The following is a 24,439-nucleotide window of genomic DNA, read 5'->3' on the forward strand; positions in this document are numbered from 1 at the left end:
GCATGGGCCAAGACAATGGCAGGGTCGATGCGGACCCGTCGATGAGATGGAACGGCTGGGGAGATCCGGCCAAGGCGAAGGACCTGCCTCTGGCGGTGCGGGCGCTGCTGCCGATGCTGTTGGGGCGCGTGCGCAAACCCGGGCCGGCCATCGAGCTCGCGAACGTGCAGCTCGAGCCTTCGCGGCTGACCGCTGAGGACCACGCGGCGTTCAGTGCCGTGGTCGGCCCGGCGAACGTCGATGACGACCCGGAGGCGCGCATCCGTCACGCGGGTGGGCGTTCGACACCCGACCTCCTCCGCCGTCGCGAGGTGCGTCAGGAGGCTCCGGACGCTGTCCTCCGCCCTGCGCACCACGACGAGGTGCGCGCGTGCCTCGACATCGCTGTCGCTCGAGGGGTCGCGGTGGTCCCTTTCGGCGGCGGCACGAGCGTCGTCGGAGCGCTGGATCCCGAGCGGGGCACGCATCATGCCGTCGTGAGCCTCGACCTGCGACGTCTCAGCGGTCTGATCCGGCTCGATGAGATCAGCGGCGAAGCACTGCTCGCGGCGGGCACGACAGGGCCGGAGGCGGAAGCGTCGCTGTCAGCGCACGGCTTCGAACTCGGCCACTTCCCGCAGAGCTTCCGCTACGCCACGGTCGGTGGCTTCGCAGCGGCCCGGTCCTCGGGGCAGAACTCGGCCGGCTACGGACGCTTCGACTCGATGGTGACCGGGATCAGAGTGGCGACGCCGACCGGCGACATCGAGCTCGGGCGCTCTCCCGGCTCCGCCGCAGGACCCGATCTGATCAGGGTCTTCCTGGGCTCCGAGGGCATCTTCGGCGTCATCACCGAGGTGCGGGTGCGGGTGCACCCGATCCCGCGTGATCGGGTGTTCGAGTCCTGGTCCTTCCCCGACTTCGCCAGCGGCGTCGAGGGGCTGCGTCGCGTCGCGCAGCAGGGCGACGGGCCCACCGTCATCCGGCTCTCCGACGAGGCGGAGACCGCTGTGAGTCTCGCGCAGGTCGGCAAGATCGGCAAGGCACTCGCCAAGGGTGCGAGCGTGGTGACCGTGTACGAAGGGCACGGTATCGCCGAGAGGCGTGCCCGTGCCGGTATGCAGCTCGCTGCGGCCAGCGGAGTCTCGGCGGGCGAAGGCGCCGCGGAGGAGTGGCTGAGGGGGCGATTCGACGGCCCTTACCTGCGGGATTCGCTGCTCGACGCCGGAGTCTTCTGCGAGACGCTCGAGACCGCGACGACATGGTCGAACCTTCAGACGCTGCGTTCGGCGGTCGAGCATGCACTCAGAGACGGTTTCGCAGCCGACGGGGCGAAGTCGTACGTCATGTGCCATGTGTCCCACATCTACCCGACCGGGGCATCCCTTTACTTCACGGTTCTCGCGGGCGTGCGTTCAGACGCACTCGGTGTGTGGGAAGTCGTGAAGGCGCGTGTCAACGACGCGATCATCGCCTCGGGTGGGACCATCAGCCATCACCATGCGGTCGGCAGGGATCACGCGCCCTGGCTCGGGCAGGAGATCGGCGAGACCGGCATCCGCATCCTCCGTGCGATCAAGCGCGAACTCGATCCGTCGGGCATCCTCAACCCCGGCGCCGTGATCCCCATCGAGCGGACGCACTGACGTGGCTGAGCACATCGCCGTGCTCGCGAATCCGTTCTCCGGCAAAGGCCGGGGCGGACGAGCAGCAGAGGCAGCCGTCCGACTTCTCCGGGAGCGCGGCGCCGAGGTGCGCGCGTATGCGGGCGGATCCGCCGCCGATACCGCTCGGCTCGCGGTGGCCGCGCTGGCGGACGAGCCACGCCTCCTCGTGGTCGTCGGTGGTGACGGTACGCTCTCCGGCGTACTCGACACGGTGTGCGCCGCCTCCGTCCCCATCGTTCTGGTGGCCGCGGGCACGGGGAACGATCTCGCCCGCGCCCTCGGGCTTCCACGCAGTGACGCCAGGGCAGCCGCCGATCTCGCTCTCACCGGCGTGCCGCGGGCGATCGATGTCGGCATCGTCCACACGGGAGCGGGCAGCCGGAAGTTCCTGACCATCGCAGCGCTGGGTTTCGATGCGAAGGTCAGCGATCGCACCAACCGGCTCCGCTGGCCGCACGGCGCTCCTCGCTACTACCTCGCGCTGCTCATCGAGCTCGCGCGGCTGCGACCGATGGACTTCACCCTCGCCGTCGATGGAGAAGCCGCCAGGAGTGCACCGGGTACGCTGATCGCCGCCGGCAGCACCTCGAGCTACGGCGGCGGGATGCCGATCTGCGCCGGGGCCGTGCCCGACGACGGACTCCTCGACATCGTCCATGTCGCGCCGCTGGGCCGACTGCGCCTGCTGCGTCTGTTCCCGTTGCTGCTCCGCGGGACGCATCTCGCACGCGGTGAGGTCGTGCATCGTCGTGCCCGGTCGGTCACGGTATCGGCTCCCGGCCTCGTGGTCTACGCCGACGGCGAGCGGATCGGCGAGGATGAGTGCACCATCGAGGTGCTGCCCGGCGCGCTCACGATGATGGTGCCGAAGGAGGGCGATGACTGAGTTCGACGAGGACGTCGTGGTCGTGGGTTCCGGCTTCGGAGGGTCCGTGGCCGCTCTGCGACTGGCAGAGAAGGGCTACCGTGTCCGGGTCTACGAGGCGGGTCGCCGCTTCGAGGACGGCGACTTCGCGAAGACGAATTGGGACGTCCGGCGGTACCTGTGGGCGCCGGCGCTCGGCTGCCACGGTGTGCAACGCATCCACCGCCTGCCGCACGTGATGATCCTGGCCGGTGCCGGCGTGGGTGGCGGATCGCTCAACTACGCGAACACGCTCTACCAGCCGGGCACGGCCTTCTTTGCGGACCCCCAGTGGCAGGGCATCGCGGAGTGGGAGGCCGAGCTGGCACCGCACTACGCGACGGCGAAGCGGATGCTCGGTGTCGTCGAGCACTACCCGCATACGGGTCCTGTCGAGCGGATCATGGCCGGCGCCGCGGACGACCTCGGCGTGGGTTCGACGTTCCGGCACGCACCGGTCGGGGTCTGGTTCGGCAAGCCGGGGGAGCGCACGCCGGACCCGTTCTTCGGCGGCGAGGGGCCCGATCGCACCGGGTGCACGCTCTGCGGCAACTGCATGGTGGGCTGCCGTGTCGGCGCGAAGAACACGCTCATGAAGAACTATCTGGCTCTCGCGGAGCGCCGAGGAGTCGCGATCGAAGCCCTCCGCACGGTGAGCGAGATTCGTCAGCTGCCGGGAGGCGGGTTCGCCGTGACGACGCAGCGCAGCGGGGCCTGGTTCCGGCACGCACGGAGGACGGTGTTCGCCCGGCAGGTCGTGCTCGCGGCCGGCACCTGGGGCACGCAGCAGCTGCTGCATCGGATGAAGGAGTCCGGAGCCCTGCCGCATGTCTCGACGTCGATCGGACGTCTCACGCGCACGAATTCCGAGGCGCTGGATGGTGCGGTCGCCACCCGCGTCCCGGAATCGCTGGAGCTCGCGCGTGGCGTCGCGATCACGACCTCGTTCCACATCGACGATCGCACGCACGTCGAGAACGTCCGCTACGGTCCGGGATCGAACCTGATGGGTGCGCTCGCGACCGTCATCGTTCCCGGCGGTCGGCCGCTCGGCGTGCGGCTGCGCAGTCTCATCGCACAGGTGCTCCGCTCTCCGTTGGGGCAATGGCGACTCGGAAGCCTCCGCCGCTGGAGCGAGCGCGGCATCATCGCGCTGGTGATGCAGACGGCGGACAATTCCCTCACTCTCTCGCTGCGTCGGCGTTTCGGTCGCCTCGTGATGACGAGTGCGCAGGGACACGGCGAGCCGAATCCCAGTTACCTGCCACAGGCCCATACGGCGGCGGCGGCGATCGCCGCGAGGGTCGAGGCGGACGGCGGGGTGCCTGCGGCTGCGCGGGGATCGTGGCCCGAGGTGTTCGGCATCCCGCTCACGGCGCACTTCCTCGGCGGTGCCGTGATCTCGGCCTCTCCGGCAGACGGTGTCGTCGACGCGTACCACCGAGTCTGGGGGCATCCCGACCTGCACGTCGTCGACGGTGCGGCCGTTCCCGCGAATCCCGGCGTGAATCCGTCCCTCACGATCACCGCGCTGGCCGAACGGGCGTTGTCATACTGGCCTCGTCGCGGCGAAGACGACGGGCGACCGGTTCAGCGCGCGGGCTGAACCCCGGCGATCGCGGTATGCGCGAAGAGGCAGCGCGCAAGGCTCGCGACGCCGTCCAGCGCCGGCCAGAGACGATGATGACGGCGCTCACGCCAGGAAGCGGCAGCGTGATGCGCCTCTCGGTGAGGTGCGTGCTGATGCTGCGGACGACGAAGCTCCCCACCGGATCCGCCAGGAATCCCGTGGAGCGCTTCACCTGATGGTGTCCGGCGATCAGCGGCTCTCGACGCCGCGGATCTGCGGAGTGTGGAACGAGCCGCCGAAGGCGCGCTCCGAGGCTCCTTCACGGTCGAGGTACGGCGAAGCACCACCGTCGATGAACGGCCAGCCGGCGCCGAGGATCAGGCACAGGTCGATGTCCTCGACCTCGGGCACGACGCCCTCGTCGAGCATCAGTTTGATCTCCTGTGCCAGACCGTCCTGCACGCGCTGGAGGATCGTCGCCGCCGTTGCGGGGTTCTTGCCGACGGCGGGCTTCAGAACCTTCTCCGCCTGCTTGCTCCAGCCGACGACGCGTCCGCCCTTGTCCTTCTCCACGACAGTGTCGAGCTCCGCGAGCGCATGGAAGTTCTCGTTGGCGTAGAAGCGGTCGGGGAAGGCGTTGACCATCGTGTCCTGCACGTGGGCGGCGACCTTCCAGCCGACCAGGTCGATCAGCTGGAACGGGCCCATCGGCAGGCCGAGCGGACCGAAGGCTTTCTCGACATCGGCGATGGGGGTGCCCTCGTAGACGGCGCGTGCCGCCTCGCCCATGACCTTGGCGAGAAGGCGGTTCACCACGAAGCCGGGGGCATCGGCGGTGAGGACCGCGTTCTTTCCCAGGTTCTTCGCGACCACGAACGCCGTCGACAGAGCGGCATCGTCCGTCGCCGGTGTCTTCACGATCTCGATCAGGGGCATCACCGCGACCGGGTTGAAGAAGTGGAAACCGACCAGGCGCTCGGGGTGAGCGAGCTTCGATCCGATCTCCTCGACGGAGAGCGACGACGTGTTGGTCGCGAGGATCGCGTCTTCGGCGATGATCTTCTCGATCTCGCCGAACACCTGCTGCTTGACGCCGACCTCTTCGAACACGGCCTCGATCACGAAGTCGCAGTCCGCGTAGAGGCTCTTGTCGGTGGTGCCGGTGACGAGCGCGCGCAGCTTGTTCGCCGAGTCGGAGTCCAGACGCCCCTTCGCCTCGAGCTTGCCGATCTCCTCGTGGATGTAGGCGACGCCCTTGTCGACGCGCGCCTGATCCAGGTCGGTGATGAGCACGGGCACCTGGAGTTTGCGCACGAACAGCAGCGCGAACTGGCTGGCCATGAGACCGGCGCCGATGATGCCCACCTTGGTGACCTTCTTCGCGAGCGTCTTGTCGGGAGCTCCGACGGGTCGCTTCGCGCGCTTCTGCACGAGATCGAAGGCGTACATGGACGCAGCGAACTGGTCGCCCGTGACGAGTTCGGCGAGTGCCTCGTCTTCGCGGGCGAAGCCTTCGGCCTTGGTGCCGCCCTTGGCCTTGTCGAGCAGGTCGAGGGCCGCATACGGCGACTTCGGCATGGTGCCGATCTTCGACTCCAGCATCCCGCGCGCCATCTTGATGGCGATCGGCCACTTGGTGAGGCGCTCGATCTTGCCGGGCTCGTTCTTGCGCTCGACCTTCTTGCCACCCAAGACGGCATCCGCCCAGGCCAGCGAGTTCTCGAGGTAGTTCGCCGCGGGGAAGATCGCGTCGAAGATACCCAGATCGAACGCCTGCTGCGGCTTCAGCATTCGGTTCTGCTTGAGCGGATTCGAGATGACGACCTCGAGGGCGTTCTCGATGCCGATCAGGTTCGGCAGCAGGTAGGCGCCACCCCAGCCGGGGATGATGCCGAGGAAGACCTCGGGCAGCGCCACCGCCGCAGCAGAGGAATCGACCGTGCGATAGCTGGAGTTCAGTGCGATCTCCAGGCCGCCGCCCAGAGCCAGGCCGTTCACGAAGGCGAACGACGGCACGCCGAGGTCGCCGAGCTTGCCGAGGACCTTGTGGCCGAGCTGCGCGATCAGGCGGGCGTTGTCACGCGAGCCGACCTTGCTGATGTCGGACAGGTCGGCGCCGGCCGCGAGGATGTACTGCTTGCCGGTGATGCCGACGGCCTGGATCTCGCCCGCTCCGGCTCGTGCCTTGAGCCCGTCCAGCGTCTCGCCCAACTGCGTCAGCGTCGCGGGACCCAGTGTGTTCGGACGCGTGTGGTCACGGCCGTTGTCGAGCGTGATCAGGGCGAGCACCTTGCCGGATGCGAGGCGGATGTCGCGCACGGGCGACTGCGTGATGACCTCGCCCTCGGTGAGCGCCTGGATGGGGGAGAAGTCGATCTCGTCGTAGTTGGTCACGTTCGCGCTCACTTCTTCTTCTTGCCGTCGTAGTGCGGGTTCTCCCAGATGACCGAACCGCCCTGACCGAGGCCGACGCACATGGCGGTCAGACCGTAGCGGACGTCGGGGCGCTCGGCGAACTGGGCGGCGAGCTGGATCATCAGACGCACACCGGATGCCGCGAGCGGGTGGCCCAGCGCGATCGCGCCGCCCCACTGGTTGACGCGGGGGTCGTCATCGGCGATGCCGAAGTGGTCGAGCAGCGAGATCACCTGGATGGCGAATGCCTCGTTCAGCTCGAACAGACCGATATCGGCGATGGTGAGACCGGCCTTCTTGAGGGCCTTCTCCGTCGACGGGATCGGTCCGATACCCATGATCTCCGGCTGCACTCCGGCGAATGCGAACGAGACCATCCGCATCTTCGGCGCGAGTCCGAACTCCTTCACCGCACCGCCACCGGCGAGCAGCGACATCGTCGCGCCGTCGGTGAGGGGCGAGGAAGTGCCGGCGGTGACGCGCCCATGCGGACGGAACGGGGTCTTGAGGGCCGCGAGGTCGTCCATCGTGGTCTGCGGGCGACGGCCCTCGTCCTCGGTCGCGAGGCCCCAGGCTCCGTCTGCCCCCTTGGTGGCGACCGAGACGAGGTCGGGCTGGATCTTGCCGGCGTCGTACGCGGCCTGCACCTTGTGCTGGCTCAGCATGCCGAACCGATCGGAGCGCTCCTTGGTGAGGTGCGGGAACCGGTCGAAGATGCGCTCGGCGGTGACGCCCATGTTGAGGGCGCCGGGGTCGACCATCTTCTCGGCGACGAAGCGCGGGTTCGGATCGGCATTGCCACCGATGGGGTGATGCCCCATGTGCTCGACGCCGCCGGCGAGAGCGAAGTCGTACATGCCGACGCCGATCGAGGCGCCCATGGTCGTGACGCTCGTCATGGCGCCGGCGCACATGCGCTCGACCGCGAGACCGGGCACCGTCTGCGGAAGCCCCGCGAGGATCGCCACCGAGCGTCCGAGTGTCAGCCCCTGGTCGCCGGTCTGGCTCGTCGCGGCGATGGCGACGTCATCGATGCGGTCGGCCGGGACGGCGGCGTTGCGCTCCATCAGGCCGATGGTCGCCTTCACGGCGAGGTCATCTGCGCGGGTGTTCCAGTACATGCCTTTTTCGCCGGCGCGCCCGAAGGGGGTGCGTACTCCATCGACGAAGAAGACGTCCGAGATCTCGGCCACTCTGCCTCCAAGTTAGTGCGTGGCCTCAGTCTATGAAGCCCGCGAAACGGGGAGGAATCGGTTGGGTCGAACCTACGAAGCCGGTGCGGGGGTCGCGTCAGGCGTTTGCGCCGCTTCTACAAAGGCGGCAGCGATCTTCTGTGCGGTCTGTGCAATCTGCCACGGGCGGGCACCCAGCGCCGCCAGCGCATCGCCGATCTCCGCCGGTGTTTCTCCGGGCAGGTCCCAAGCCACTCGACGAAGGTACTCCGGAGTCAGGAGGTTCTCGGTCGGCATCCCCAGCTCCTCGGCGACGGCCTCGACGACGGGGCGGGCTGCCTTCAGCCGTGCATCCGCTTCGGGATTCCGATCAGCCCACGCGCGAGGAGGAGGGAGCGTGTCGCTCGGGACGCGTTCGCGGGGAAGCTCCTCGGCCGCCCGTCCGTCGACGATGGCTTGCCACCAGCGGTCGAGCTGAGTGCGGCTCGCGCGGCCCTGGAACTCCTTGAGGCCGGCCAGCGCCTGCTTCGACTGCGGGTTCGCCAGCACCGCCGCCACCAGGGAGCGGTCGGGCACGAGTCGTCCGGGGGAGACATCCTGGTCTTGCGCGTACGCTTCGCGCGTCTGCCAGAGAGAACGGGCGACGGCGAGGTTCCGAGCCCCGCGCACCTGGTGCAGGCCGCTGAGGCGCCGCCAGGGATCTTCGCGCGGCGGCTTGGGAGCGCGGGTGAGTGTGGCGGCGAACTCCTCGGCGGCGAACTCGGTCTTGCCCTGCTCCTCGAGCTCGAGAACGAGGATGTCGCGGACGTCGATCAGGTGCAGCACGTCGAGAGCGGCGTACTCGAGCCAGGAGTCCGGCAACGGACGCGTGGACCAGTCGGCGGCGGAGTGCTCCTTCTTGAGCGTGATGCCCAGCGTGTCCTCGACGACCGCACCCAGTCCGACGCGCTCGTGCCCGAGCAGACGGGAGGCGAGCTCCGTGTCGAAGATCACCGGCGGCTCGAGGTGCAGCTCGCGAAGGGAAGGCAGGTCCTGGCTCGCCGCGTGAAGCACCCACTCCACGTCGCCGATCGCCTCCTGCAGAGGTGCGAAGTCGCCGATCGCGGGTGGGTCGAACAGGAACACCCCGGCGTCGCGACGGAACACCTGCACCAGATAGGCGCGCTGCGAGTATCGGAAGCCGGACGCGCGCTCCACGTCCACGGCGACGGGCCCGGTGCCGGCGGCGAGCACGGCGCAGGCTGCGCGGAACTCCTCAGCATCCGAGATCACGGAATATTCAGTCACGTACAGCCTTTCGCGCGCCGATCACGGCGATGCCCTCGGAGCCGGGCGGAAGCCCCGCCAGCATTCCGACCAGCTCGGCCCATGCTTCGACGTGCGGTCGGAACGGGCCCTCCGGAGTCCAGGACGCCCGCAATTCTATCTGGGCGCCGTCTCCTTCGACGGCGAGCCCGCCGAACCCCTTCGACAGCGTCTTCGTGGAAGTGCCCGATTCCGAGTGATAGACGGCTTCGCGCGAATCGAGGGCATCGACCAACCATGACCATGTCACGTCGGCGAGCAGGGGATCGGTGCCGATCTCGGTCTCGAGCGGCGCCTGGGCGAAGATGACGATGCGCCATGAGCCTCCCCAAGCTCCCGGCTCGTCCGGATCATGCAGCAGGACGAACCGACCGGTGCCGTACACGGACTCGCCGTCACCATCCGGGCGCACGTCGGCGGCGAGGGCGAGGGCGAAAGGGGCGAGGCCCTGCGGCGTGGCGATCTCGCGCACCGTGATGTCATCGCGGAACTCGGTCTCGCGCAGTTCGGCCACGGCGCTCTCGAAAGGCGTCCCGGCCTCGGGGTGTGCGGTCACGGCAACAGGCTAGAGTCAGGAAGCGATGAAGAGTCTCAGGCACGCCGTTACGCTCCTTGTCCCTGCTCTGTTCGCGTTCGGGGCAGCGCTCGCTCTCGTCGTGTTCGCCGTGGCACGCCGGGTGGTCACGCCCATGCGCCGCGCGACCGACACGGAGATCCTCTCGGTCGACACGGGCGCTCAGACCATCGAGCTGAGACGCACACCCGACACCGAGCTTCCCGGTCGCTACGGCCTGTTCACGACGGGCACCTACGGCTACGTCAAGCTCGGCGCGGTGCTCAGCGCCGATGGGTCGGCCGTGCGGCGCAAGCTCCTCACCCAGATCGAACCCGGCGCACGCGTCGATCGCGCCGCGGCCTTCAGCGGCTACTACTACTCATCTCCGAGCGAACTCCACCTGCGCTGGGAGAGCCTGCTGATCGGCTCTCCCGCCGGGCCGTGTCCTGCCTGGTACTTCCCGGCGTCGTCGTCGACCTGGGTGATCCAGGTGCACGGGCGCGGAGCGACTCGCGCGGAGTGCCTGCGGGCAGTGCCGGTGCTGCACGCCGCCGGGTTGCCGAACCTGGTCGTGTCCTACCGCAACGACGGTGAGGCCCCGCGTACCAGGGCGGGCGCCTACGCGCTGGGAGCCTCGGAGTGGCGTGACGTCGACGCCGCCATCGCCTATGCACTCCGGCACGGCGCCGAGCGGGTGATCCTGATGGGCTGGTCCATGGGAGGTGCCGTATCGCTGCAGGCCGCGGTGACATCCGGCCACCGTGATCGCATCGCCGGAATCATCCTCGAGTCTCCCGTGGTCGACTGGCGCACCGTGCTGCGGTTCCAAGCCAAGCTGGCCGGGGTACGTGCGCCGCTGCCTGAGCTTGCGATGGGGGCCCTTCAGATGCCGCTGACCGCCCGCCTCAGCGGCGCGGACGAGCCGATCCGTTTCGATCGACTGGACATGGTCGCCCGTGCGGACGAACTGACCGCGCCGGTGCTGATCCTGCACAGCGACGACGACGGGTTCGTGCCGGCGGACTCGTCGCATGCGCTGCAGGAGGCACGTCCCGACCTCGTGACGATGCCGAAGTTCACGGTGGCACGCCACACGAAGCTGTGGAACTACGACCAGACGGGGTGGACGACCGCGATCACGGATTGGCTCGAAGCGCAGGGCTTCAGCGCTTCTGCCTGACCTGATTCTTCGCCCGCATCAGCATCCCGGTCATGCCCCCGATGCGCAGGGGGGAGACGGCCCTGGTGAGGCCGATCGACTGGGGGTAGTCGTTGGGTATCGCGAGCACCTCGTCTGCGGTGAGGCCGGTGAGGCCCTGCACCAGGATGCTCGCGAACCCGCGGGTCGTCGGGGCCTCGGGCGGGGCTGTCGCGTGCATGGTCACGATGTCGTCGTTCACCTCGACGTGGATGTACACCGGAGACTGACACTCGGCGACCCGCTCGTACATCTCCGGGTGGGCCGCGACCTCGTCGGAGACGTCGGGGAGCTCGTCGGAGAACTCGAGCAGCAACAGGAGGCGATCGGTTTCAGGGGTCTCCAGGAACCCGTCGCGGATCTCGGCGAGGGTGTCAGGAACGTCGCTTGTGCTCATCCCTGTCATTGTCACATGGTCAGAGTGCGCCGGGCTCTGCGCCGGTGACGATCGGCACACGGACCGCACTGCCCCATTCGGTCCAGGATCCGTCGTAGTTGCGCACGTTCTCGAAGCCGAGGAGGTGCTTGAGCACGAACCACGTGTGGCTCGAACGCTCCCCGATGCGGCAGTAGGCGACGACGTCGTCTCCGTCGCGGAGTCCTGCCCCGTCGCGGTAGATCGCGTCGAGCTCGGCACGGCTGCGGAAACCGCCGTCTTCGGCCACCGCCTTCGCCCACGGCACACTCTGCGCGGTCGGGATGTGACCGGCGCGGAGGGTGCCTTCCTCGGGGTACGCGGGCGCCGTGGTGCGCTCACCGCTGTACTCCTCGGGGGAGCGCACATCGATCAGCGGGCTGCCGATGTGGGCGAGGACGTCTTCCTTGTAGGCGCGGATGATCGAGTCGTCGCGCTCGACGACGGGGTATTCCGTAGCCGGCCGGCTCGTCGTCTCGCGCGTGAGTTCGCGACCCTCTGCGATCCAACGGTCGCGTCCACCGTCGAGCAGCCGCACGTCTTCGTGGCCGAACAGCGAGAACACCCAGAGGGCGTAGGCGGCCCACCAGTTGTTCTTGTCGCCGTAGATGACGACGGTGTCCTCACGTGCGATGCCCTTGCGGCTGAGCAGCTCGGCGAAGCCCTCGCCGTCGACGTAGTCGCGCACCACAGGGTCGTTGAGCTCGGTGTGCCAATCGACCTTCACCGCTCCCGGGATGTGGCCGGTCTCATAGAGGAGCACGTCCTCGTCGGACTCGACGACCACGAGCCCCGGCGCCCCCAGCCGGTCCGCGAGCCACTCGGTGGTGACGAGGCGGCCCGGTTCGGCATACTCGGCGAACTTGGGGGAGGAGGAATCGAACTCGATGGCCATGGGATCTCCGAAGCGTTGAGCGGACGAGGGTGCGGCTGCAGACGGCGTAGTGTTGATCCGTCCCTTCGACGATAGATCCCCGCCGAGCACCCTGCGCCCGATTCGTAAGACTTCGACACAGGTGAGCACCTGATTCAGGACCGTGATGACCGACCCGACCAGCCGCACGGGAATCGTGCACCTCACCGAGCGTCAGCCGACTGTCAGCGGACCCGAGATGCTGGCCAGCCTGGTACCGCCGCCGCAATTCGACACCGCGACGTTCGACAGCTACCGCGCCGATCCTGCCTACCCCTCGCAGGAGGAGGCGAAGCAGACGCTGATGCGCTTCGCCGGCCGCGGCACCCCCGCGAAGCGCGGAGGGCTGTTCAGCCGTGCGAAGAAGGAGCCCGAGCTCAAGCCCGGCGTCTATCTCGACGGCGGTTTCGGCGTCGGGAAGACGCACCTGCTCGCCTCGATCTACCACGCGATGCCCGCCCGCCGGAAGTACTTCGGGTCGTTCATCGAGTACACGGCCCTGGTCGGGGCTCTCGGGTACAAGAACACCGTCGATCTGCTCAAGGGCGCCGACCTGCTGTGCATCGACGAGTTCGAGCTCGACGACCCGGGCGACACCATGGTGATGACCCGTCTTCTGGGAGAGCTCGTGCCGACCGGTACCCGGCTCGCGGCGACCTCGAACACCCCGCCGAACGCGCTCGGCGAGGGGCGCTTCGCCGCACAGGACTTCCTGCGCGAGATTCATGCGATGTCGGACAGCTTCCAGACGCTGCGCATCGACGGCGTCGACTTCCGCCAGCGTGCCCTCGACGGACACGCTGTGGTGCTCGACGACGACGCCTACGCGACGGCGGTCGAGAAGGCGGGTGCTGCCGGCGCCGCGTCGGACGATCGATTCGACGACCTGATACGCCACCTCGCACAGGTGCATCCATCGCGCTACATCAGACTCATCGACGGACTCGGCAGCGTGGGCCTGCGCGAGGTGCGCCAGCTCACGGATCAATCGGAGGCGCTGCGTTTTGTCGCCTTCGTCGACCGCGTGTATGACGCGCAGATCCCGATCCTCGCCACCGGGCTCGGGCTCGATGCGGTGTTCTCGGACGAGATGCTCGCCGGTGGGTACCGCAAGAAGTATCTCCGCGCCATCTCCCGACTCAACGCCCTGACACATTCTGCGTAAGCCTGCAGGCGCGCGTAACGCGATGTTCACGGGCGGACCCGCGCTGTAACAGTCGGGAAACAAACCTCACGCATTGACGAAACCACAGGTCGTCACACTGAAGCTCTCAATTACTTCGGATGTGAGGTTTTCCTATGGATGCTCCCGGCAACATCTCGTGGGCGATCACCGCGACAGCGCTGGTGCTGCTCATGACGCCCGGCGTCGCCTTCTTCTATGGCGGTCTCGTCAAGGCGAAGAGCGTCGTCAGCATGATGATGATGAGCTTCGGCTCCATCGGACTCGTCGCCGTGCTGTGGATTCTCTTCGGTTTCTCGATGAGCGCGGTCGACAGTCCGACCGCCTTCGCGGGCAACCCCTTCGCCGACTTCGGACTGTCGAGCCTGGCTGCCGGTGAGGGCTCGAACGTCGCGCTCCTGGGGGTGGCCTACGGCGCGACCTTCGCGATCATCACGGTCGCCCTGATCTCCGGAGCGATCGCGGACCGAGCGAAGTTCGGCAGCTGGCTCATCTTCGCCGGTATCTTCGCGACCGTCGGCTACTTCCCCGTCGCCGCGTGGGTCTGGGGCGGTGGCTGGATCATGAACCTCGGCACCACGCTCTTCGGTGAGGACAGCGGCATCGGTGTGATCGACTACGCCGGTGGCACCGCCGTGCACATCAACGCGGGTGCCGCGGCTCTGGCCCTTGCCCTCGTCCTCGGCAAGCGCATCGGCTTCCAGAAGGGCATCCTGAAGCCGCACAACGTGCCGCTGACGCTCCTCGGTGCCGCCCTGCTGTGGTTCGGCTGGTTCGGCTTCAATGCGGGAGCGGAGTGGCTGGCGGAAGACATGGGCGGCGTCGGACTCATCGGTCTGAACACCCTGGGCGCCACGGCTGCCGCCATCCTCGGCTGGATCCTCGTCGAGAAGATCAAGGACGGCAAGCCCACCTCGGTCGGTGCAGCGTCCGGTGCCGTCGCCGGGCTGGTCGCGATCACTCCGGCGTGCGCCAACCTGACGCCCGGTTGGGCGCTCCTGCTCGGCGCACTCGCCGGTGTCGTGTGCGCCCTCGCGATCGAGCTGAAGTTCCGCCTCGGATTCGACGACTCGCTCGACGTGGTCGGCATCCACCTCGTCGGCGGTCTCATCGGAACGCTGTACCTCGGCTTCTTCGCCACCGAGACGGGACTGTTCGTCGGTGGTGATGCCCGTCAGCTCGCCGTGCAGCTGATCGCGGCGCTCGGGGTGCTGATCTACTCCTTCATCGTCGCCTTCATCATCGGCTTCGCGATCGAGAAGACGATCGGATTCCGCGTCACGAACGAAGACGAGATCGCCGGTGTCGACCAGGTCGTCCACGGCGAGGAGGGCTACGCACTCGCAGACGCGTGATCAGCGGTTAGGGTGACCGTGTGAGCAAGACCAACGGCATCCTGGCAGTACTCGCGGAGATCCTGCTGAAGGCAGTGGGCTCCGGCCGGGCGTCTCGGACATCAGGTCCGAGACGCCCGGACGCGCGTGTGCGGACCCCGCAGGAGCGTCCCGCCACTGCGGGCGGCGACACGGCCCGCAGACGTGAGCGCGGCACGGACACCGTCCGCATCGATCCGGATCGGATCACGGACCTGCAGGTCGCCTACGCGCCGCAACGGGACGGCGCACCGGACGCCGGAGAGATCGTCTGGACGTGGGTTCCCTTCGAGGAGAACGACGGCCGCGGTAAGGACCGTCCCGTGCTCGTCATCGGGCGGGAGTCCACCGAGCGCGTGTACGCGGTGCGGATGACCAGCAAGCCCCACGACGGTGAGCGCGACTACCTCTCGATCGGCACGGGCGACTGGGACTCTCAGGGCCGAGAGTCCTGGGTGGATGTCGAGCAGCTCTACAGCGTTCACGAGCGCGGGCTGCGGCGAGAGGCCGCCGTGCTCGATCGGCGGCGCTACGACAGGGTCGGAGCGGCTCTCACGCGGCGCTACGGGTGGTCCGTCGCGGGCTGAGCGTCGGGAACGCCTGGAGCACCATCTCCACGAGCTCGGTCAGCGGCCGCGTCAGCGGATCGGTGGCCGGCAGGCCGGTGTCGAGTTCGATCTCCTCGATGGACGCAGCGAGCTGTTCCACAGTGAGGTTCTCATGGTTCACGGTGACACCGATCACCTTCGTATCCGCGAACGCCTCGATCAGGGCGATCTCGCTCGTGACCGTCGGCATCGCGACCATCGGGAAGTCGCCGAGCACCGTGCGACCCGGAGCATGCTGCACGATGACCCCCGCCGGCTGACTGCCGCGGAGGATGTGGGCCGAGGTGAGGTACGCGGGATGGCTGAGGGCTCCCTGGCCCTCCACGATGATGACGTCGGGGTCTTCGCCTTCGAATGCCGCGACCACCTGGTTCTCGACCTCGCCGGAACAGAATTGCGGCACGAGGGCATCGAGGGCGACGCCGTAGCGACCGCCCTGGATGATGGTGGTCTGTCCGGTGCCGACCATCACGGCATGGACGCCCCGGTCGTTGAGGGCTTTCACGAGGATCGTGGCGGTGGTGCGCTTGCCGATCGCACCGTCTGTGCCCAGGATCGTGATGCGCGGGCACGTCACATCGAAGATGCGTCCGGAGAACAGATGAAGGTCCTTCTTGTCGCGGGGGCGACGGATGTCGGTGATCGTGACCTGGGCGAGGAGCGCGGCCGCGACGAACTCGGCATCGTCGGTGAGGAACTCGTGCAGGCCGTTGATGATGTGCATCCCGCGGGCGATGCCGTCCAGCAGCACGGTGCGCTGGCCTGCGGAGAGCAGTCCGTCGGCGGGTGCGACACCGCAGATCAGGTAGTCCGGCACGTGGCCCGCGTGCGCGATCGCCGTCGAGAGACCGTCGAGGATCGGGATGTCGTTCGCGAGACCGTCCAGGAGCATCCCCGCATCCGCACAGGCGTGGGTGCTGTCGATGACGCTGAGGATCTCGTACTTCTCGGAGTGTCGGACCAGGCCGTTCGCGGTCTTGCCGTCCTGCTCGCCGAACTGGCCCTCGCAGTACACGATGGCGGTCGTGCCGACGGGAAGGGCGATGGGCGTTGCCCAGGCGTGTGCGGGGTCGATGAAAGAGGGGACTGACGGGGCGGGCATGATGCTCCTCGGGCTCACACAGAGGAGGCGACGGAGAACGAAATGACCCATGAGGCCCGTTGGTCGACGAGAAGTCTTCCCTGATGCCGGCGAGATACCGGCAGACTCAACGTAGCAGGGCTTCCTGGGACCGGGCCGCGATCACGCAGCAGAGCGACTCCCGTCGAACCCTCCCGACCGCAGGCCGATCGTCCTCCGGTCCGGGAACGGCAATCCGATCCGACGCGGGCTTCGAACCAGTGGTGAGTCGCGCACAGCGGCGCCACACAAGGAGGAATCATGCGTTTCATCCCCACCAAGGTCCACGGAGCTCTCGACTACATCGTCGGAATCGCACTGATCGCCGCGCCCTGGCTGTTCGGTTTCGCGAGCGTGGGCGGAGCAGCGGTCATCATCCCGATCGTCCTCGGCGTCGGGCTCATCGTGTACAGCCTCTTCACGAAGTACGAATGGGGCCCCTTCGGATTCATCCCGATGCCGGTCCACCTGGTGTTCGACATCGTCGCCAGCTTGTTCCTCGCGCTGTCGCCGTGGATCTTCGGCTTCGCGGGCGAGGCGCTCAACGTCTGGCTCCCGCACGTCGTCGTCGGCATCGCGGTGATCCTCGTGGTGCTGTTCTCGCAGCCGCAGCCCGCGACCGCCCGAGGGCGTGCCGCGACAGCCTGACCCCTGCTGAGACGCGGTGCCGGGCGACTGGACTTCCCGAAGCAGTCGCCCGGCATCGTCACGTTCCGGCACCGGTCACGAGGAATCGAGACCTCGGAGCGCGTTGCTCAGCCATCGTCCGTAGAGAGGCCACGGCTCGCCCTCGCGGCGGAGGCCGTCGATGTGGGTCCGCAGATCGTCGGTGAACGTGAACCACTCTCCGCCTTCGCGGATCGAGGCGAACTCACGGTGTCGCGACTGCTCGACCGGACGCCCGCCCCGCTCGAAGGCGAGGAGCTCGTCGTGTCGGATGCTCGCCAGCCGCTGCCGTGGTCGTCGGCTCGTGCCGATCTTCACCCGACGGTCGAAACGGATGTAGTAGACGACGTCGACACGGGGGAGCGGAAGGTCGGGATCGGGGACATCCCCGTAGCGCCATCCGCAGGAGGCGCAGCACCAGGAGCCGTCTCTGCGGAGGCCGCGTGTGCCTCCGCAGAGGGCACAGGGTCCTGGGAGAGTACGTTCCTTCGACACCGTGGCAGGCTACGCGTCCCCTCGGACACCTGCCTCTTCTGCGGGGCGGGACGCGCGCCTAGTCTCGAACGGGAGGGTGAAGGGATCGGCGATGACGACCGTGCGGCTGACGCGAAGAGGACCGGGCGCACCGCGTGTCGTCCCGATTGTCGTGACGGGTGCTCTCGTCGCGATCACTCTCGCCGCGTGTGCCCCGACGTCTCCTGTCCCGACCTCTCCCTCGCCGTCCACGCCCTCGCCTCCTGCCGATTCGGGCGGTATCGCGCCGGGACGCGCGTCGACGATCGTGGAGGGCCTGGAGGCGCCGTGGTCCATCGCCTTCTCCGGAGGCACGGCGTTCATCAGCGAACGGGATACGGCGCGCATCGTCGAGGTGTCCGGTGACGCAGGGCTGCGCGAGCTCGGGGTGATCGACGGCGTCGCGCCTCGAGGTGAGGGGGGACTGCTCGGGATCGCGCTGCGGGACGACTGGTTGTACGCGTACTCGACGGCTGTCGGCGAGAACCGGGTGCAGCGCTTCGCCCTGTCGGGGGCGCCGGGATCGTTCGAGCTCGGTGAAGCCGAGACGGTCTTCTCCGGTCTCCCCGCCGCCGGGAACCACAACGGCGGCCGCATCGCGTTCGGTCCCGACGGCATGCTCTACGTGGCGGTCGGCGACGCCGGCGACCGTGAGGCTGCGCAGGATCGGGACTCGCTGGCCGGGAAGATCCTCCGCATCACACCCGACGGTGACGTGCCGGAGGACAACCCCTTCTCGGGGTCACCCGTCTACAGCCTGGGCCACCGGAATCCTCAGGGCCTGGCCTGGGACGAGCACGGCACGCTCTACGCGAGCGAGTTCGGTCAGGACACCTGGGACGAACTGAACGTGATCGAGGCCGGCGGAAACTACGGGTGGCCGACGGTCGAGGGCATCGCCGATCGTGACGGCTTCGTCGATCCGGTCCAGCAGTGGTCGCCGGGCGCCGCGAGTCCGAGCGGCATCGCGATCGCCTCGGGATCGATCTTCATCGCGAATCTCCGTGGAGAGCGGCTCCGCGAGGTGCCGCTCTCCGACCTCGGCGCCGCCCACGAGTACTTCGTCGACGCGTTCGGGAGGCTTCGCGACGTCGTGGTCGCGCCGGACGGGGCGCTCTGGGTGCTCACGAACAACACGGACGGGCGGGGCGATCCCGGCCAGGGTGACGACCGGATCGTGCGGATTCCCCTCGAGTAGCGCGACGACGGGCGGCGTGGAGGTCAGTCCTCGGGGATCTCCCGCCCGAACGTCTCGAGCGTGATGGCCTCGGGCTCTGGCCCACCGCGCACACCGGTGTCCAAGGCGTCGATGCGGCCGATCTCCTCGGCGCTGAGCGCGAAGTCGAAGACGTCGAAGTTCTCGGCGATGCGCGCGGGCTTGACCGACTTCGGGATGGCCTGCACCCCGTTCTGGAGGTGCCAGCGCAGCATCACCTGTGCAGCCGACTTGCCGTGCGCTTGGGCGATCGCCAGGATCGCGGGGTCGTTGAACGTGCTCCGCGAGTCGTCGCCTCGGTAGGACGTGATGCCGCCGATCGGAGACCAGGCCTGGGTGAGGATGCCGTGCTCGGCGCCGAACCGCTGCAGCGGCTTCTGGGAGAAGTACGGGTGCACCTCGATCTGGTTCACCGCCGGCACGATCGTGGTCTCCGCGAGCAGGCGCTCGAGATGGGGCACCATGAAGTTGCTCACGCCGATCGCGCGCACCTTCCCCTGCTCGAGCAGGGTCTCGAGAGCTCGGTAGGCGGCGATCGTGCGGTCGAAATCGCTGGGGAGCGCCTGGTGGAGGATGAAGAGGTCGATCACATCGACCTGGAGTTTGCGGACGCTCTTCTCCCAGGCGTGGAGCGTCTGGTCGTATCCGTAGTCGGAGATCCAGACCTTCGTCTCGAGGAAGACCTCGTCTCGGGGGAGCCCCGACGCACGGAGCGCATCGCCGACACCGCGCTCGTTGCCGTAAGCGGCGGCGGTGTCGATGAGCCGGTATCCGACGTCGAGGGCGGAAGCGACGGCTTCAGCGGTCTCGGCCGGGGGAGTCTGGAAGACGCCGAAACCCAGTGCGGGCATCTCGACGCCGTTGTTCAGGGTGAGGTGAGTACTCATGGACTCGACGCTATTCCTGTTCGTCCGAGCGAGGGAGGTACGGGCGGTACCCCGATGGCTCCGCACAGGCGTCGGGCGACGCTTGTGCGGAGCCATCGATGGTCAGATGATGTCGCGCCCCTCGCGCTTCGCCTCTTTGGCGTCCTTCACGAAAGCCCGGATCACGACGGCGAGCACACCGACGACGATGATCGGCCACACCAGCACGTACGCGGTCAACAGAATGGTCTCCATCAGGCGTCCTTCCCGGCGAACGTGGCGTCGCCCCTCACATCGGCGGTTCCTGCGGCTTCCACGGTGTCGAAGCTGCCGGTGCGTTCCTTGATCAGGTCGAAGTCGAATCTCCTCGTCCTGTTCATCATCGTGAGCGCGACGCAGACGATGGTGCTCACCGCATAGGCGACCAGTGACCCCGACAGCACGGGGTAGTCGTGGAGGAAGCCGATCGCGAAGGGAGCCGAGACCAGGGTGGCCAGCGTTCCGACGACGAGCGCCACCCGCAGGCCGAAGAAGCCGAACGACATCAGAGCCAGGACCACTCCGATGCCGATGACGGAGAGGACGTCACTGACGAGCCCCCAGCCTCCGGAGAGGGAGATCCACTCGAAACGCACAGGTAGGAACGCGGCGAGAGCGGCGATCACGGCGATGCTGAACGCCGAGTTCGTGACGCGATCCCAGTAGAAGCTCGCGATCACGGGGAACACGAGCGCCCCCCACATGGCGCCGACGAACACCAGCAGGTCGAGGATGTTGAACTGCATCGATGCGAAGCAGAGCGCCGCGGCGGTCGCGCCGATCATGGTGAGTCTGCCCACGAGCAGCATCGTCTTCGGGTTGGCGTTCTTCTTCCCTGCGATGTTCTGCCCGTAGATGTCGGCCATCATGATCGACGAGAGAGCTGTCATGTCGGCGTCCGCGGTGGAGGACAGCGAACCGATGATCATGACGAAGAACACGCAGATCAGCAGCGGCGGCAGGTACGTCGAGGCCATCTGCGGGATCAGGTTGTTGACGTCGCCGTCCATCGGCTGGATCCCCGCATACAGGGCGAGCACCCCGAGCATGCCGATCCCGATGATCGACGCGCCGTACCCGAAGGTCGCGGTGACGAACGTCTTCTTGATCAGATCCTCACGCACGGCGAAGAGTCGTTGAGCGATGGTCTGGTTGCCGATGGCGTAGGCGAGCACCGCCGCGATGTAGGGCGCACCCTGGTTGAAGAACGCGTCGGACGAGAAGAAGTCGCCCTGCTGCGGGGTGAGATTGGACGCGCCGGTGACGAAAAGCTCGGGGCCACCAGCGGCGAAGAAGATCACCGGGACGATGATCGCGACGGCGCCCAGCATGGCGATGACCTGTGCGAAATCGGTGAGCACCGAGGCCCTGAAACCCGACCACAGCGTGTAGGCGAGGACGCCGATCGCGATCGCGACGATGCCCTGCGTGAAGGTGAACGGAGACAGCATCGAGACGAGCGCGCCTCCGGCGATCAGGTTCGAGGTGAGGCTGATCAGACTGCCGAGCACGTTGGAGCCGGCGAGCATGAGCTGACTCGAGCGTCCGTGGCGGGCGAACATCACCTCGGCGATGGTGTGCGCGTGGGGTGCGACCTTGCGGATGCGTCGCCCGAAGGGATAGATGAGCAGGATCATCAGCGCGCCCCAGAGGCCGTAGTGGATCGGCCCGGAGATGCCGTAGGTGTATCCCGATGTCGCGGAGGCGTACATCGAGGATGCCCAGATCCAGGTGGCGGTCATGGAAGCGGCGGAGATGCCGAAGCCGATCTTGCCGCCACCGGTCATGTATCCGTCGGCGTTCTCCTTTCTTCGGGAGATGCGGATGGACATGTAGAGGCTGCCGCCGAAGAACAGCAGCATGAGCAGGATCACGACCGGTCCTGACAGTGTGTGGAACTCTTCCACCGGGTACTCGCTTTCTCGTCTTGGTGCGGCGATGCCGCCTGTCGATGGAGAACGAGTCCCGCTAGGTGGGGGAGTAGTGCGTCGTCTGGTGTTGAGGGTTCTGAGGGGAGCGGAGAAGGGTCGGCATGGCGAGAACGAACCTGGACCACTGAGGTGCATCACAGCACGCAGACGAGTAGCCCGGGGTGCGGCTCCTTTCGAGGACGTCCGTTTTCGGGCGCACCGAACAGCGGTGCATCCTGGAACGGGATTCGGTGATCGCGCGGTGCGCCGGCGGGCGGGTGACGCGTGAGATCGCGGCGGAGCCACGACCATCGCTCAGGGGGTGAACGTCTTTCGACCATAGCAAGTTCCCAGGAACGCCGCCGGGGGAGCGGGCAGGGGACGAAAAAGCCCCCGGGAGAACCGGGGGCGGTGTGGTGGGCGATACCGGACTCGAACCGATGACCTCTTCCGTGTGAAGGAAGCGCGCTACCAACTGCGCCAATCGCCCATACCCGTGGGGTACGTCAACCGATACTACCGGACGCTCGGAGGCCGTGAAGACCACTCGGCGAGACACGCGCGAGATTCGCTGCCGGTTTGGCGGAGTGCGGATCTTCGGCTAATGTTTCATGAGTGCCCGGGACAACCGGGAACGAAATGCGGATGTAGCGCAGTTGGTAGCGCACAACCTTGCCAAGGTTGGGGTCGCGAGTTCGAGTCTCGTCATCCGCTCGAGTGCAGTAGGTCTCCTTCGGAAGATCTGCAGCACGTGGGGTCAATCCACACGGTGGCGTGGCCGAGCGGCTAGGCACCGGCCTGCAAAGCCGTTTACACGGGTTCGAATCCCGTCGCCACCTCACGGAAAAACTCAATAAGCCCCAACGGGCGCGATTGGCGCAGCGGTAGCGCGCTTCCCTGACACGGAAGAGGTCACTGGTTCGATCCCAGTATCGCGCACAGACAAACCCCCGGTTCTCCCGGGGGTTTTTTCGTGTCCGCGGGACATGTCATGGGTCCTGTGATCTTCATTTCCTCGGCCGCTCGTATCGGGAGAGTGGCGGCGGCAACTGCTGCGTGCCCCGGCATCACAGGGCACGCAGCAGCGGTCACGCCAGAAGCGTGTCGCCGATGAATCCGTCTTCCGCGCATCCGGGCGGGATCGCGAACACGGCGGAGCCGATCGGGACCGTCCACTCGTTGAGGAGATCGAGCTCGTCGAGCCGGCGCTGCATCGGGATGAACTGCCGCTCGACGTCGGCTTGGAACGAGACGAAGATCAGCCCCGACTCGGAGACTTCGGCAACGGCCGGTCGCTCGTCGTAGTTGTAGGCGCGCCGGAAGATGCGCTCCGCCCCGTCGCCGCGGGCCCGCCGGATATGCGCGAACTGCGGGATCACGGGGAACCCGATCGATGTCTTCGCCTCGAAGTCGGGTTCGTCGAACTCGTCCGTCCCGGTCAACGGCGCCCCGTTGGCGAGTGTTCGCCCCACCGAGGCGTCGCGGCCGCCGCGATCCAGGCGGTCCCACTTGTCGAGGTCCATGCGGATGCGACGGATCACCATCCCGGTGCCGCCTGCCAGCCAGCCATCCGCATTCCATACGACCTCGTCGAAGTCCGCCGTTCCCGGCTCGGGGTTGGTCGTGCCGTCCACCTGTCCGAAGAGGTTGCGCATCGTGGTCCCGGGGCGTTCCGTGCCGTACGCGCGCCGGAACCCCTGCTGCTTCCATCGGATGCTCGCGAACCCGCGGGCGTCCTTGAGGAGCATCCGTGTCGCGTGCGCGACCGTCAACGGATCGTCTCCGGCGATCTGCAGCAGCAGGTCTCCATCCGAGAATTCCGGTCGCAGTTGATCCACCCCGAAAGCCGGGAGCGGTGCGAGCCACGCAGGGCCGGAGCCCGCGGCGCGCGCGACAAGACTGGGGCCGAAGCCGAAGGTGATCGTGAGCCGGGCAGGTGAGAGCGCGAGCTCCGGTTCGGAATCGGCGAGGGCGGGGAGTCCCTGCGTCAGCCGAGCCGCGTCGTCCGTCAGGATCCGCATGAGGCGAGTGAGCCCTTCGCGGTCCACGTCCGCACGCAGATCGAGGCCGAGGAAGACACCGTGGGCTTGCGCCGCAGTGTCGACGCCGGCTTGGTGGGCGCCGAAGAACGGGACCGTCTGCTCACCGTTCATCGGCGTGGAGACCGGCTTCGCACCGTTCTCCTGACTGTTCAGGGCGAGATCCACTCCGACGGCCGCGACCGCGCCGACACCGGCGACAGCTCCCCCGAGGAGGAACTGTCGCCGGGTCGACCCGGCACGGCGGGAGCGGGCGCCCTCAGCGGGCGCCGACATCACTGCCCCGAGCCGTCTTGCTCTTCGCCGCCTTCGTAGTTCTCGTTCGCGCCGGAGTAGTCCTTGACGGGAGCGGTGAACTCATACGTGGAGTCGTCGGAGAACGTGAGGGCGAAGGTGACGTCGCTGCCGGCCGCGAGCGGACCGGTCAGGTCCATCATCATGATGTGGTTGCCTCCCGGCTCCAGAGCGAGCTTCCCACCGGCGGGGATGACGAACCCGCCGTCCTTCTCGCGCATCACCATCTCACCGGCCTCGTTCTCGACCGTCTCGTGCAGCTCGAGCATGTTCGACGCCTCAGACGTGACGGAGACGACGGTCACGTCGTCGTCACCGCTGTTGACGAGGGTGCCGAAACCGGCGGACATGCCCTCTTCCGCCGACTTCACCCACGCATCATCGATCGTGACGGCGTCACCCGCGGGGCGGGATGCGGATTCGGTCGGGGAGCTCTCCGGAGTGCACCCGGTGAGTGCGAGGAGTGAGACCGCGATAACGGCCGCGAGGCGGGGGAGGTTCTTGCTGGTGTTCACGAT

General features: G+C 67.5%; 23 protein-coding genes and 4 tRNA genes. 13 read left to right on the top strand and 14 right to left on the bottom strand.

From position 1 onward, the window contains the following. Positions 1-2: 2 nt before the first annotated feature. Genes ACIQLD_RS01830 through ACIQLD_RS01845 form a run of 4 tightly spaced genes read left to right on the top strand, consistent with a single transcriptional unit; the run spans position 3 to position 4,356 of the window. The gene (locus ACIQLD_RS01830; protein ID WP_402604351.1) at positions 3-1,625 is read left to right on the top strand and encodes an FAD-binding oxidoreductase; all 1,623 of its coding nucleotides are present in this window, start codon (positions 3-5) and stop codon (positions 1,623-1,625) included. A 1-nt stretch (position 1,626) separates the two neighbouring features. Continuing rightward, a complete protein-coding gene (locus tag ACIQLD_RS01835; RefSeq protein WP_402604353.1) occupies positions 1,627-2,532 on the top strand; it encodes a YegS/Rv2252/BmrU family lipid kinase in 906 nt (301 codons plus the stop codon). Next, a complete protein-coding gene (locus ACIQLD_RS01840; protein WP_402604356.1) occupies positions 2,525-4,156 on the top strand; it encodes a GMC family oxidoreductase in 1,632 nt (543 codons plus the stop codon). Before ACIQLD_RS01835 ends, ACIQLD_RS01840 begins: the two co-directional genes overlap by 8 nt. Before the next feature lie 17 nt (positions 4,157-4,173). After that, entirely contained in the window at positions 4,174-4,356 is a 183-nt protein-coding gene (locus ACIQLD_RS01845; RefSeq protein ID WP_402604359.1) for a hypothetical protein, read from the top strand. Positions 4,357-4,369: 13 nt separating this feature from the next. Here ACIQLD_RS01845 and ACIQLD_RS01850 read toward each other — a convergent pair whose 3' ends face one another. The 4 genes from ACIQLD_RS01850 to ACIQLD_RS01865 all read right to left on the bottom strand — a co-directional run bounded on the left by ACIQLD_RS01850 (position 4,370) and on the right by ACIQLD_RS01865 (position 9,568). Next, positions 4,370-6,514 (bottom strand): 3-hydroxyacyl-CoA dehydrogenase NAD-binding domain-containing protein, encoded by a 2,145-nt coding sequence (locus ACIQLD_RS01850; RefSeq protein WP_402608471.1) that lies wholly within the window; start codon positions 6,512-6,514, stop codon positions 4,370-4,372. A gap of 8 nt (positions 6,515-6,522) precedes the next feature. Further along, complete coding sequence (locus ACIQLD_RS01855) at positions 6,523-7,728, bottom strand: thiolase family protein (protein ID WP_402604361.1); 1,206 nt, start codon at positions 7,726-7,728, stop codon at positions 6,523-6,525. A gap of 72 nt (positions 7,729-7,800) precedes the next feature. Continuing rightward, positions 7,801-8,994 carry a ribonuclease D gene (locus tag ACIQLD_RS01860; protein ID WP_402604363.1) on the bottom strand — a complete coding sequence of 398 codons (1,194 nt, stop codon included), beginning with the start codon at positions 8,992-8,994 and terminating at the stop codon, positions 7,801-7,803. Next, complete coding sequence (locus ACIQLD_RS01865) at positions 8,987-9,568, bottom strand: DUF3000 family protein (protein WP_402604365.1); 582 nt, start codon at positions 9,566-9,568, stop codon at positions 8,987-8,989. Before ACIQLD_RS01865 ends, ACIQLD_RS01860 begins: the two co-directional genes overlap by 8 nt. A gap of 25 nt (positions 9,569-9,593) precedes the next feature. On the opposite strand from ACIQLD_RS01865, the gene ACIQLD_RS01870 reads away from it, so the two are divergent. Further along, positions 9,594-10,748, top strand: a complete 1,155-nt coding sequence (locus ACIQLD_RS01870) for an alpha/beta hydrolase family protein (RefSeq protein WP_402604367.1) — start codon at positions 9,594-9,596, stop codon at positions 10,746-10,748. Here ACIQLD_RS01870 and ACIQLD_RS01875 read toward each other — a convergent pair. After that, positions 10,732-11,163, bottom strand: a complete 432-nt coding sequence (locus ACIQLD_RS01875) for a SufE family protein (RefSeq protein WP_402604369.1) — start codon at positions 11,161-11,163, stop codon at positions 10,732-10,734. The two genes, ACIQLD_RS01870 and ACIQLD_RS01875, sit on opposite strands and share 17 nt — an antisense overlap. A 19-nt stretch (positions 11,164-11,182) precedes the next feature. Beyond that, positions 11,183-12,076: a sulfurtransferase gene (locus ACIQLD_RS01880; RefSeq protein WP_402604371.1), complete on the bottom strand. Its 894-nt coding sequence runs from the start codon at positions 12,074-12,076 to the stop codon at positions 11,183-11,185. 145 nt (positions 12,077-12,221) lie between these two features. Between ACIQLD_RS01880 and zapE the strand changes: the two genes are divergently transcribed. From zapE to ACIQLD_RS01895, 3 genes are all read left to right on the top strand, one after another. Next, on the top strand, positions 12,222-13,259 hold the full coding sequence (zapE, locus tag ACIQLD_RS01885; RefSeq protein WP_402604374.1) for a cell division protein ZapE: 1,038 nt from the start codon (positions 12,222-12,224) through the stop codon (positions 13,257-13,259). A gap of 134 nt (positions 13,260-13,393) precedes the next feature. Next, positions 13,394-14,632, top strand: coding sequence for an ammonium transporter (locus tag ACIQLD_RS01890; RefSeq protein ID WP_021200663.1), 1,239 nt, complete (start codon positions 13,394-13,396; stop codon positions 14,630-14,632). A 20-nt stretch (positions 14,633-14,652) separates the two neighbouring features. Continuing rightward, positions 14,653-15,237, top strand: coding sequence for a type II toxin-antitoxin system PemK/MazF family toxin (locus ACIQLD_RS01895; RefSeq protein ID WP_402604377.1), 585 nt, complete (start codon positions 14,653-14,655; stop codon positions 15,235-15,237). Here the strand turns inward: ACIQLD_RS01895 and ACIQLD_RS01900 are convergent. After that, complete coding sequence (locus ACIQLD_RS01900; RefSeq protein ID WP_402604380.1) at positions 15,203-16,360, bottom strand: DUF1611 domain-containing protein; 1,158 nt, start codon at positions 16,358-16,360, stop codon at positions 15,203-15,205. The two genes, ACIQLD_RS01895 and ACIQLD_RS01900, sit on opposite strands and share 35 nt — an antisense overlap. 279 nt (positions 16,361-16,639) lie before the next feature. Here ACIQLD_RS01900 and ACIQLD_RS01905 point away from each other — a divergent pair, with 279 nt between their 5' ends. Continuing rightward, entirely contained in the window at positions 16,640-17,026 is a 387-nt protein-coding gene (locus tag ACIQLD_RS01905) for an SPW repeat protein (protein WP_402604382.1), read from the top strand. 75 nt (positions 17,027-17,101) lie between these two features. Here ACIQLD_RS01905 and ACIQLD_RS01910 read toward each other — a convergent pair whose 3' ends face one another. Next, the gene (locus ACIQLD_RS01910) at positions 17,102-17,539 is read right to left on the bottom strand and encodes a GIY-YIG nuclease family protein (protein WP_402604385.1); all 438 of its coding nucleotides are present in this window, start codon (positions 17,537-17,539) and stop codon (positions 17,102-17,104) included. Positions 17,540-17,630: 91 nt separating this feature from the next. Here ACIQLD_RS01910 and ACIQLD_RS01915 point away from each other — a divergent pair, with 91 nt between their 5' ends. Further along, positions 17,631-18,755 (top strand): PQQ-dependent sugar dehydrogenase, encoded by a 1,125-nt coding sequence (locus ACIQLD_RS01915; RefSeq protein WP_402604387.1) that lies wholly within the window; start codon positions 17,631-17,633, stop codon positions 18,753-18,755. A gap of 23 nt (positions 18,756-18,778) precedes the next feature. On the opposite strand, the gene ACIQLD_RS01920 is transcribed toward ACIQLD_RS01915, so the two are convergent. From ACIQLD_RS01920 to ACIQLD_RS01935, 4 genes are all read right to left on the bottom strand, one after another. Continuing rightward, the gene (locus ACIQLD_RS01920; protein WP_402604390.1) at positions 18,779-19,660 is read right to left on the bottom strand and encodes an aldo/keto reductase; all 882 of its coding nucleotides are present in this window, start codon (positions 19,658-19,660) and stop codon (positions 18,779-18,781) included. A gap of 102 nt (positions 19,661-19,762) precedes the next feature. After that, a complete protein-coding gene (locus ACIQLD_RS01925; protein WP_402604392.1) occupies positions 19,763-19,894 on the bottom strand; it encodes a putative transporter small subunit in 132 nt (43 codons plus the stop codon). Beyond that, positions 19,894-21,540, bottom strand: coding sequence for a sodium:solute symporter family protein (locus ACIQLD_RS01930; protein WP_402608472.1), 1,647 nt, complete (start codon positions 21,538-21,540; stop codon positions 19,894-19,896). Before ACIQLD_RS01930 ends, ACIQLD_RS01925 begins: the two co-directional genes overlap by 1 nt. A 462-nt stretch (positions 21,541-22,002) precedes the next feature. Continuing rightward, positions 22,003-22,078, bottom strand: a tRNA-Val gene (locus ACIQLD_RS01935). 151 nt (positions 22,079-22,229) lie between these two features. Here ACIQLD_RS01935 and ACIQLD_RS01940 point away from each other — a divergent pair. The 3 genes from ACIQLD_RS01940 (at position 22,230) to ACIQLD_RS01950 (ending at position 22,527) form a co-directional block, all read left to right on the top strand. Next, positions 22,230-22,302 (top strand) — tRNA-Gly (locus ACIQLD_RS01940). A 54-nt stretch (positions 22,303-22,356) separates the two neighbouring features. Next, positions 22,357-22,427: transfer RNA gene (locus tag ACIQLD_RS01945), tRNA-Cys, on the top strand. A gap of 28 nt (positions 22,428-22,455) precedes the next feature. Continuing rightward, positions 22,456-22,527, top strand: a tRNA-Val gene (locus ACIQLD_RS01950). Between the two features lie 149 nt (positions 22,528-22,676). On the opposite strand, the gene ACIQLD_RS01955 is transcribed toward ACIQLD_RS01950, so the two are convergent. Together ACIQLD_RS01955 and ACIQLD_RS01960 are read right to left on the bottom strand one after the other, a co-directional pair. Beyond that, complete coding sequence (locus ACIQLD_RS01955; protein WP_402604395.1) at positions 22,677-23,903, bottom strand: Dyp-type peroxidase; 1,227 nt, start codon at positions 23,901-23,903, stop codon at positions 22,677-22,679. Continuing rightward, on the bottom strand, positions 23,903-24,436 hold the full coding sequence (locus ACIQLD_RS01960; RefSeq protein WP_402604398.1) for a copper chaperone PCu(A)C: 534 nt from the start codon (positions 24,434-24,436) through the stop codon (positions 23,903-23,905). Before ACIQLD_RS01960 ends, ACIQLD_RS01955 begins: the two co-directional genes overlap by 1 nt. Between the last annotated feature and the right edge of the window lie 3 nt (positions 24,437-24,439).

The organism is Microbacterium sp. NPDC091662 (genome assembly GCF_044756705.1).
Taxonomy (GTDB): Bacteria; Actinomycetota; Actinomycetes; order Actinomycetales; family Microbacteriaceae; genus Microbacterium.

Bases quoted from the DNA above. Each gene is read 5' to 3' on its own strand.
- ACIQLD_RS01830 (WP_402604351.1), top strand. From the start codon at position 3: ATGGGCCAAGACAATGGCAGGGTCGATGCGGACCCGTCGATGAGATGG.
- ACIQLD_RS01840 (WP_402604356.1), top strand. From the start codon at position 2,525: ATGACTGAGTTCGACGAGGACGTCGTGGTCGTGGGTTCCGGCTTCGGA.
- ACIQLD_RS01845 (WP_402604359.1), top strand. From the start codon at position 4,174: ATGCGCGAAGAGGCAGCGCGCAAGGCTCGCGACGCCGTCCAGCGCCGG.
- ACIQLD_RS01870 (WP_402604367.1), top strand. From the start codon at position 9,594: ATGAAGAGTCTCAGGCACGCCGTTACGCTCCTTGTCCCTGCTCTGTTC.
- ACIQLD_RS01875 (WP_402604369.1), bottom strand. From the start codon at position 11,163: ATGAGCACAAGCGACGTTCCTGACACCCTCGCCGAGATCCGCGACGGG.
- ACIQLD_RS01880 (WP_402604371.1), bottom strand. From the start codon at position 12,076: ATGGCCATCGAGTTCGATTCCTCCTCCCCCAAGTTCGCCGAGTATGCC.
- zapE (WP_402604374.1), top strand. From the start codon at position 12,222: ATGACCGACCCGACCAGCCGCACGGGAATCGTGCACCTCACCGAGCGT.
- ACIQLD_RS01890 (WP_021200663.1), top strand. From the start codon at position 13,394: ATGGATGCTCCCGGCAACATCTCGTGGGCGATCACCGCGACAGCGCTG.
- ACIQLD_RS01900 (WP_402604380.1), bottom strand. From the start codon at position 16,360: ATGCCCGCCCCGTCAGTCCCCTCTTTCATCGACCCCGCACACGCCTGG.
- ACIQLD_RS01905 (WP_402604382.1), top strand. From the start codon at position 16,640: ATGCGTTTCATCCCCACCAAGGTCCACGGAGCTCTCGACTACATCGTC.
- ACIQLD_RS01915 (WP_402604387.1), top strand. From the start codon at position 17,631: ATGACGACCGTGCGGCTGACGCGAAGAGGACCGGGCGCACCGCGTGTC.
- ACIQLD_RS01920 (WP_402604390.1), bottom strand. From the start codon at position 19,660: ATGAGTACTCACCTCACCCTGAACAACGGCGTCGAGATGCCCGCACTG.
- ACIQLD_RS01925 (WP_402604392.1), bottom strand. From the start codon at position 19,894: ATGGAGACCATTCTGTTGACCGCGTACGTGCTGGTGTGGCCGATCATC.
- ACIQLD_RS01930 (WP_402608472.1), bottom strand. From the start codon at position 21,540: ATGCTGCTGTTCTTCGGCGGCAGCCTCTACATGTCCATCCGCATCTCC.
- ACIQLD_RS01955 (WP_402604395.1), bottom strand. From the start codon at position 23,903: ATGTCGGCGCCCGCTGAGGGCGCCCGCTCCCGCCGTGCCGGGTCGACC.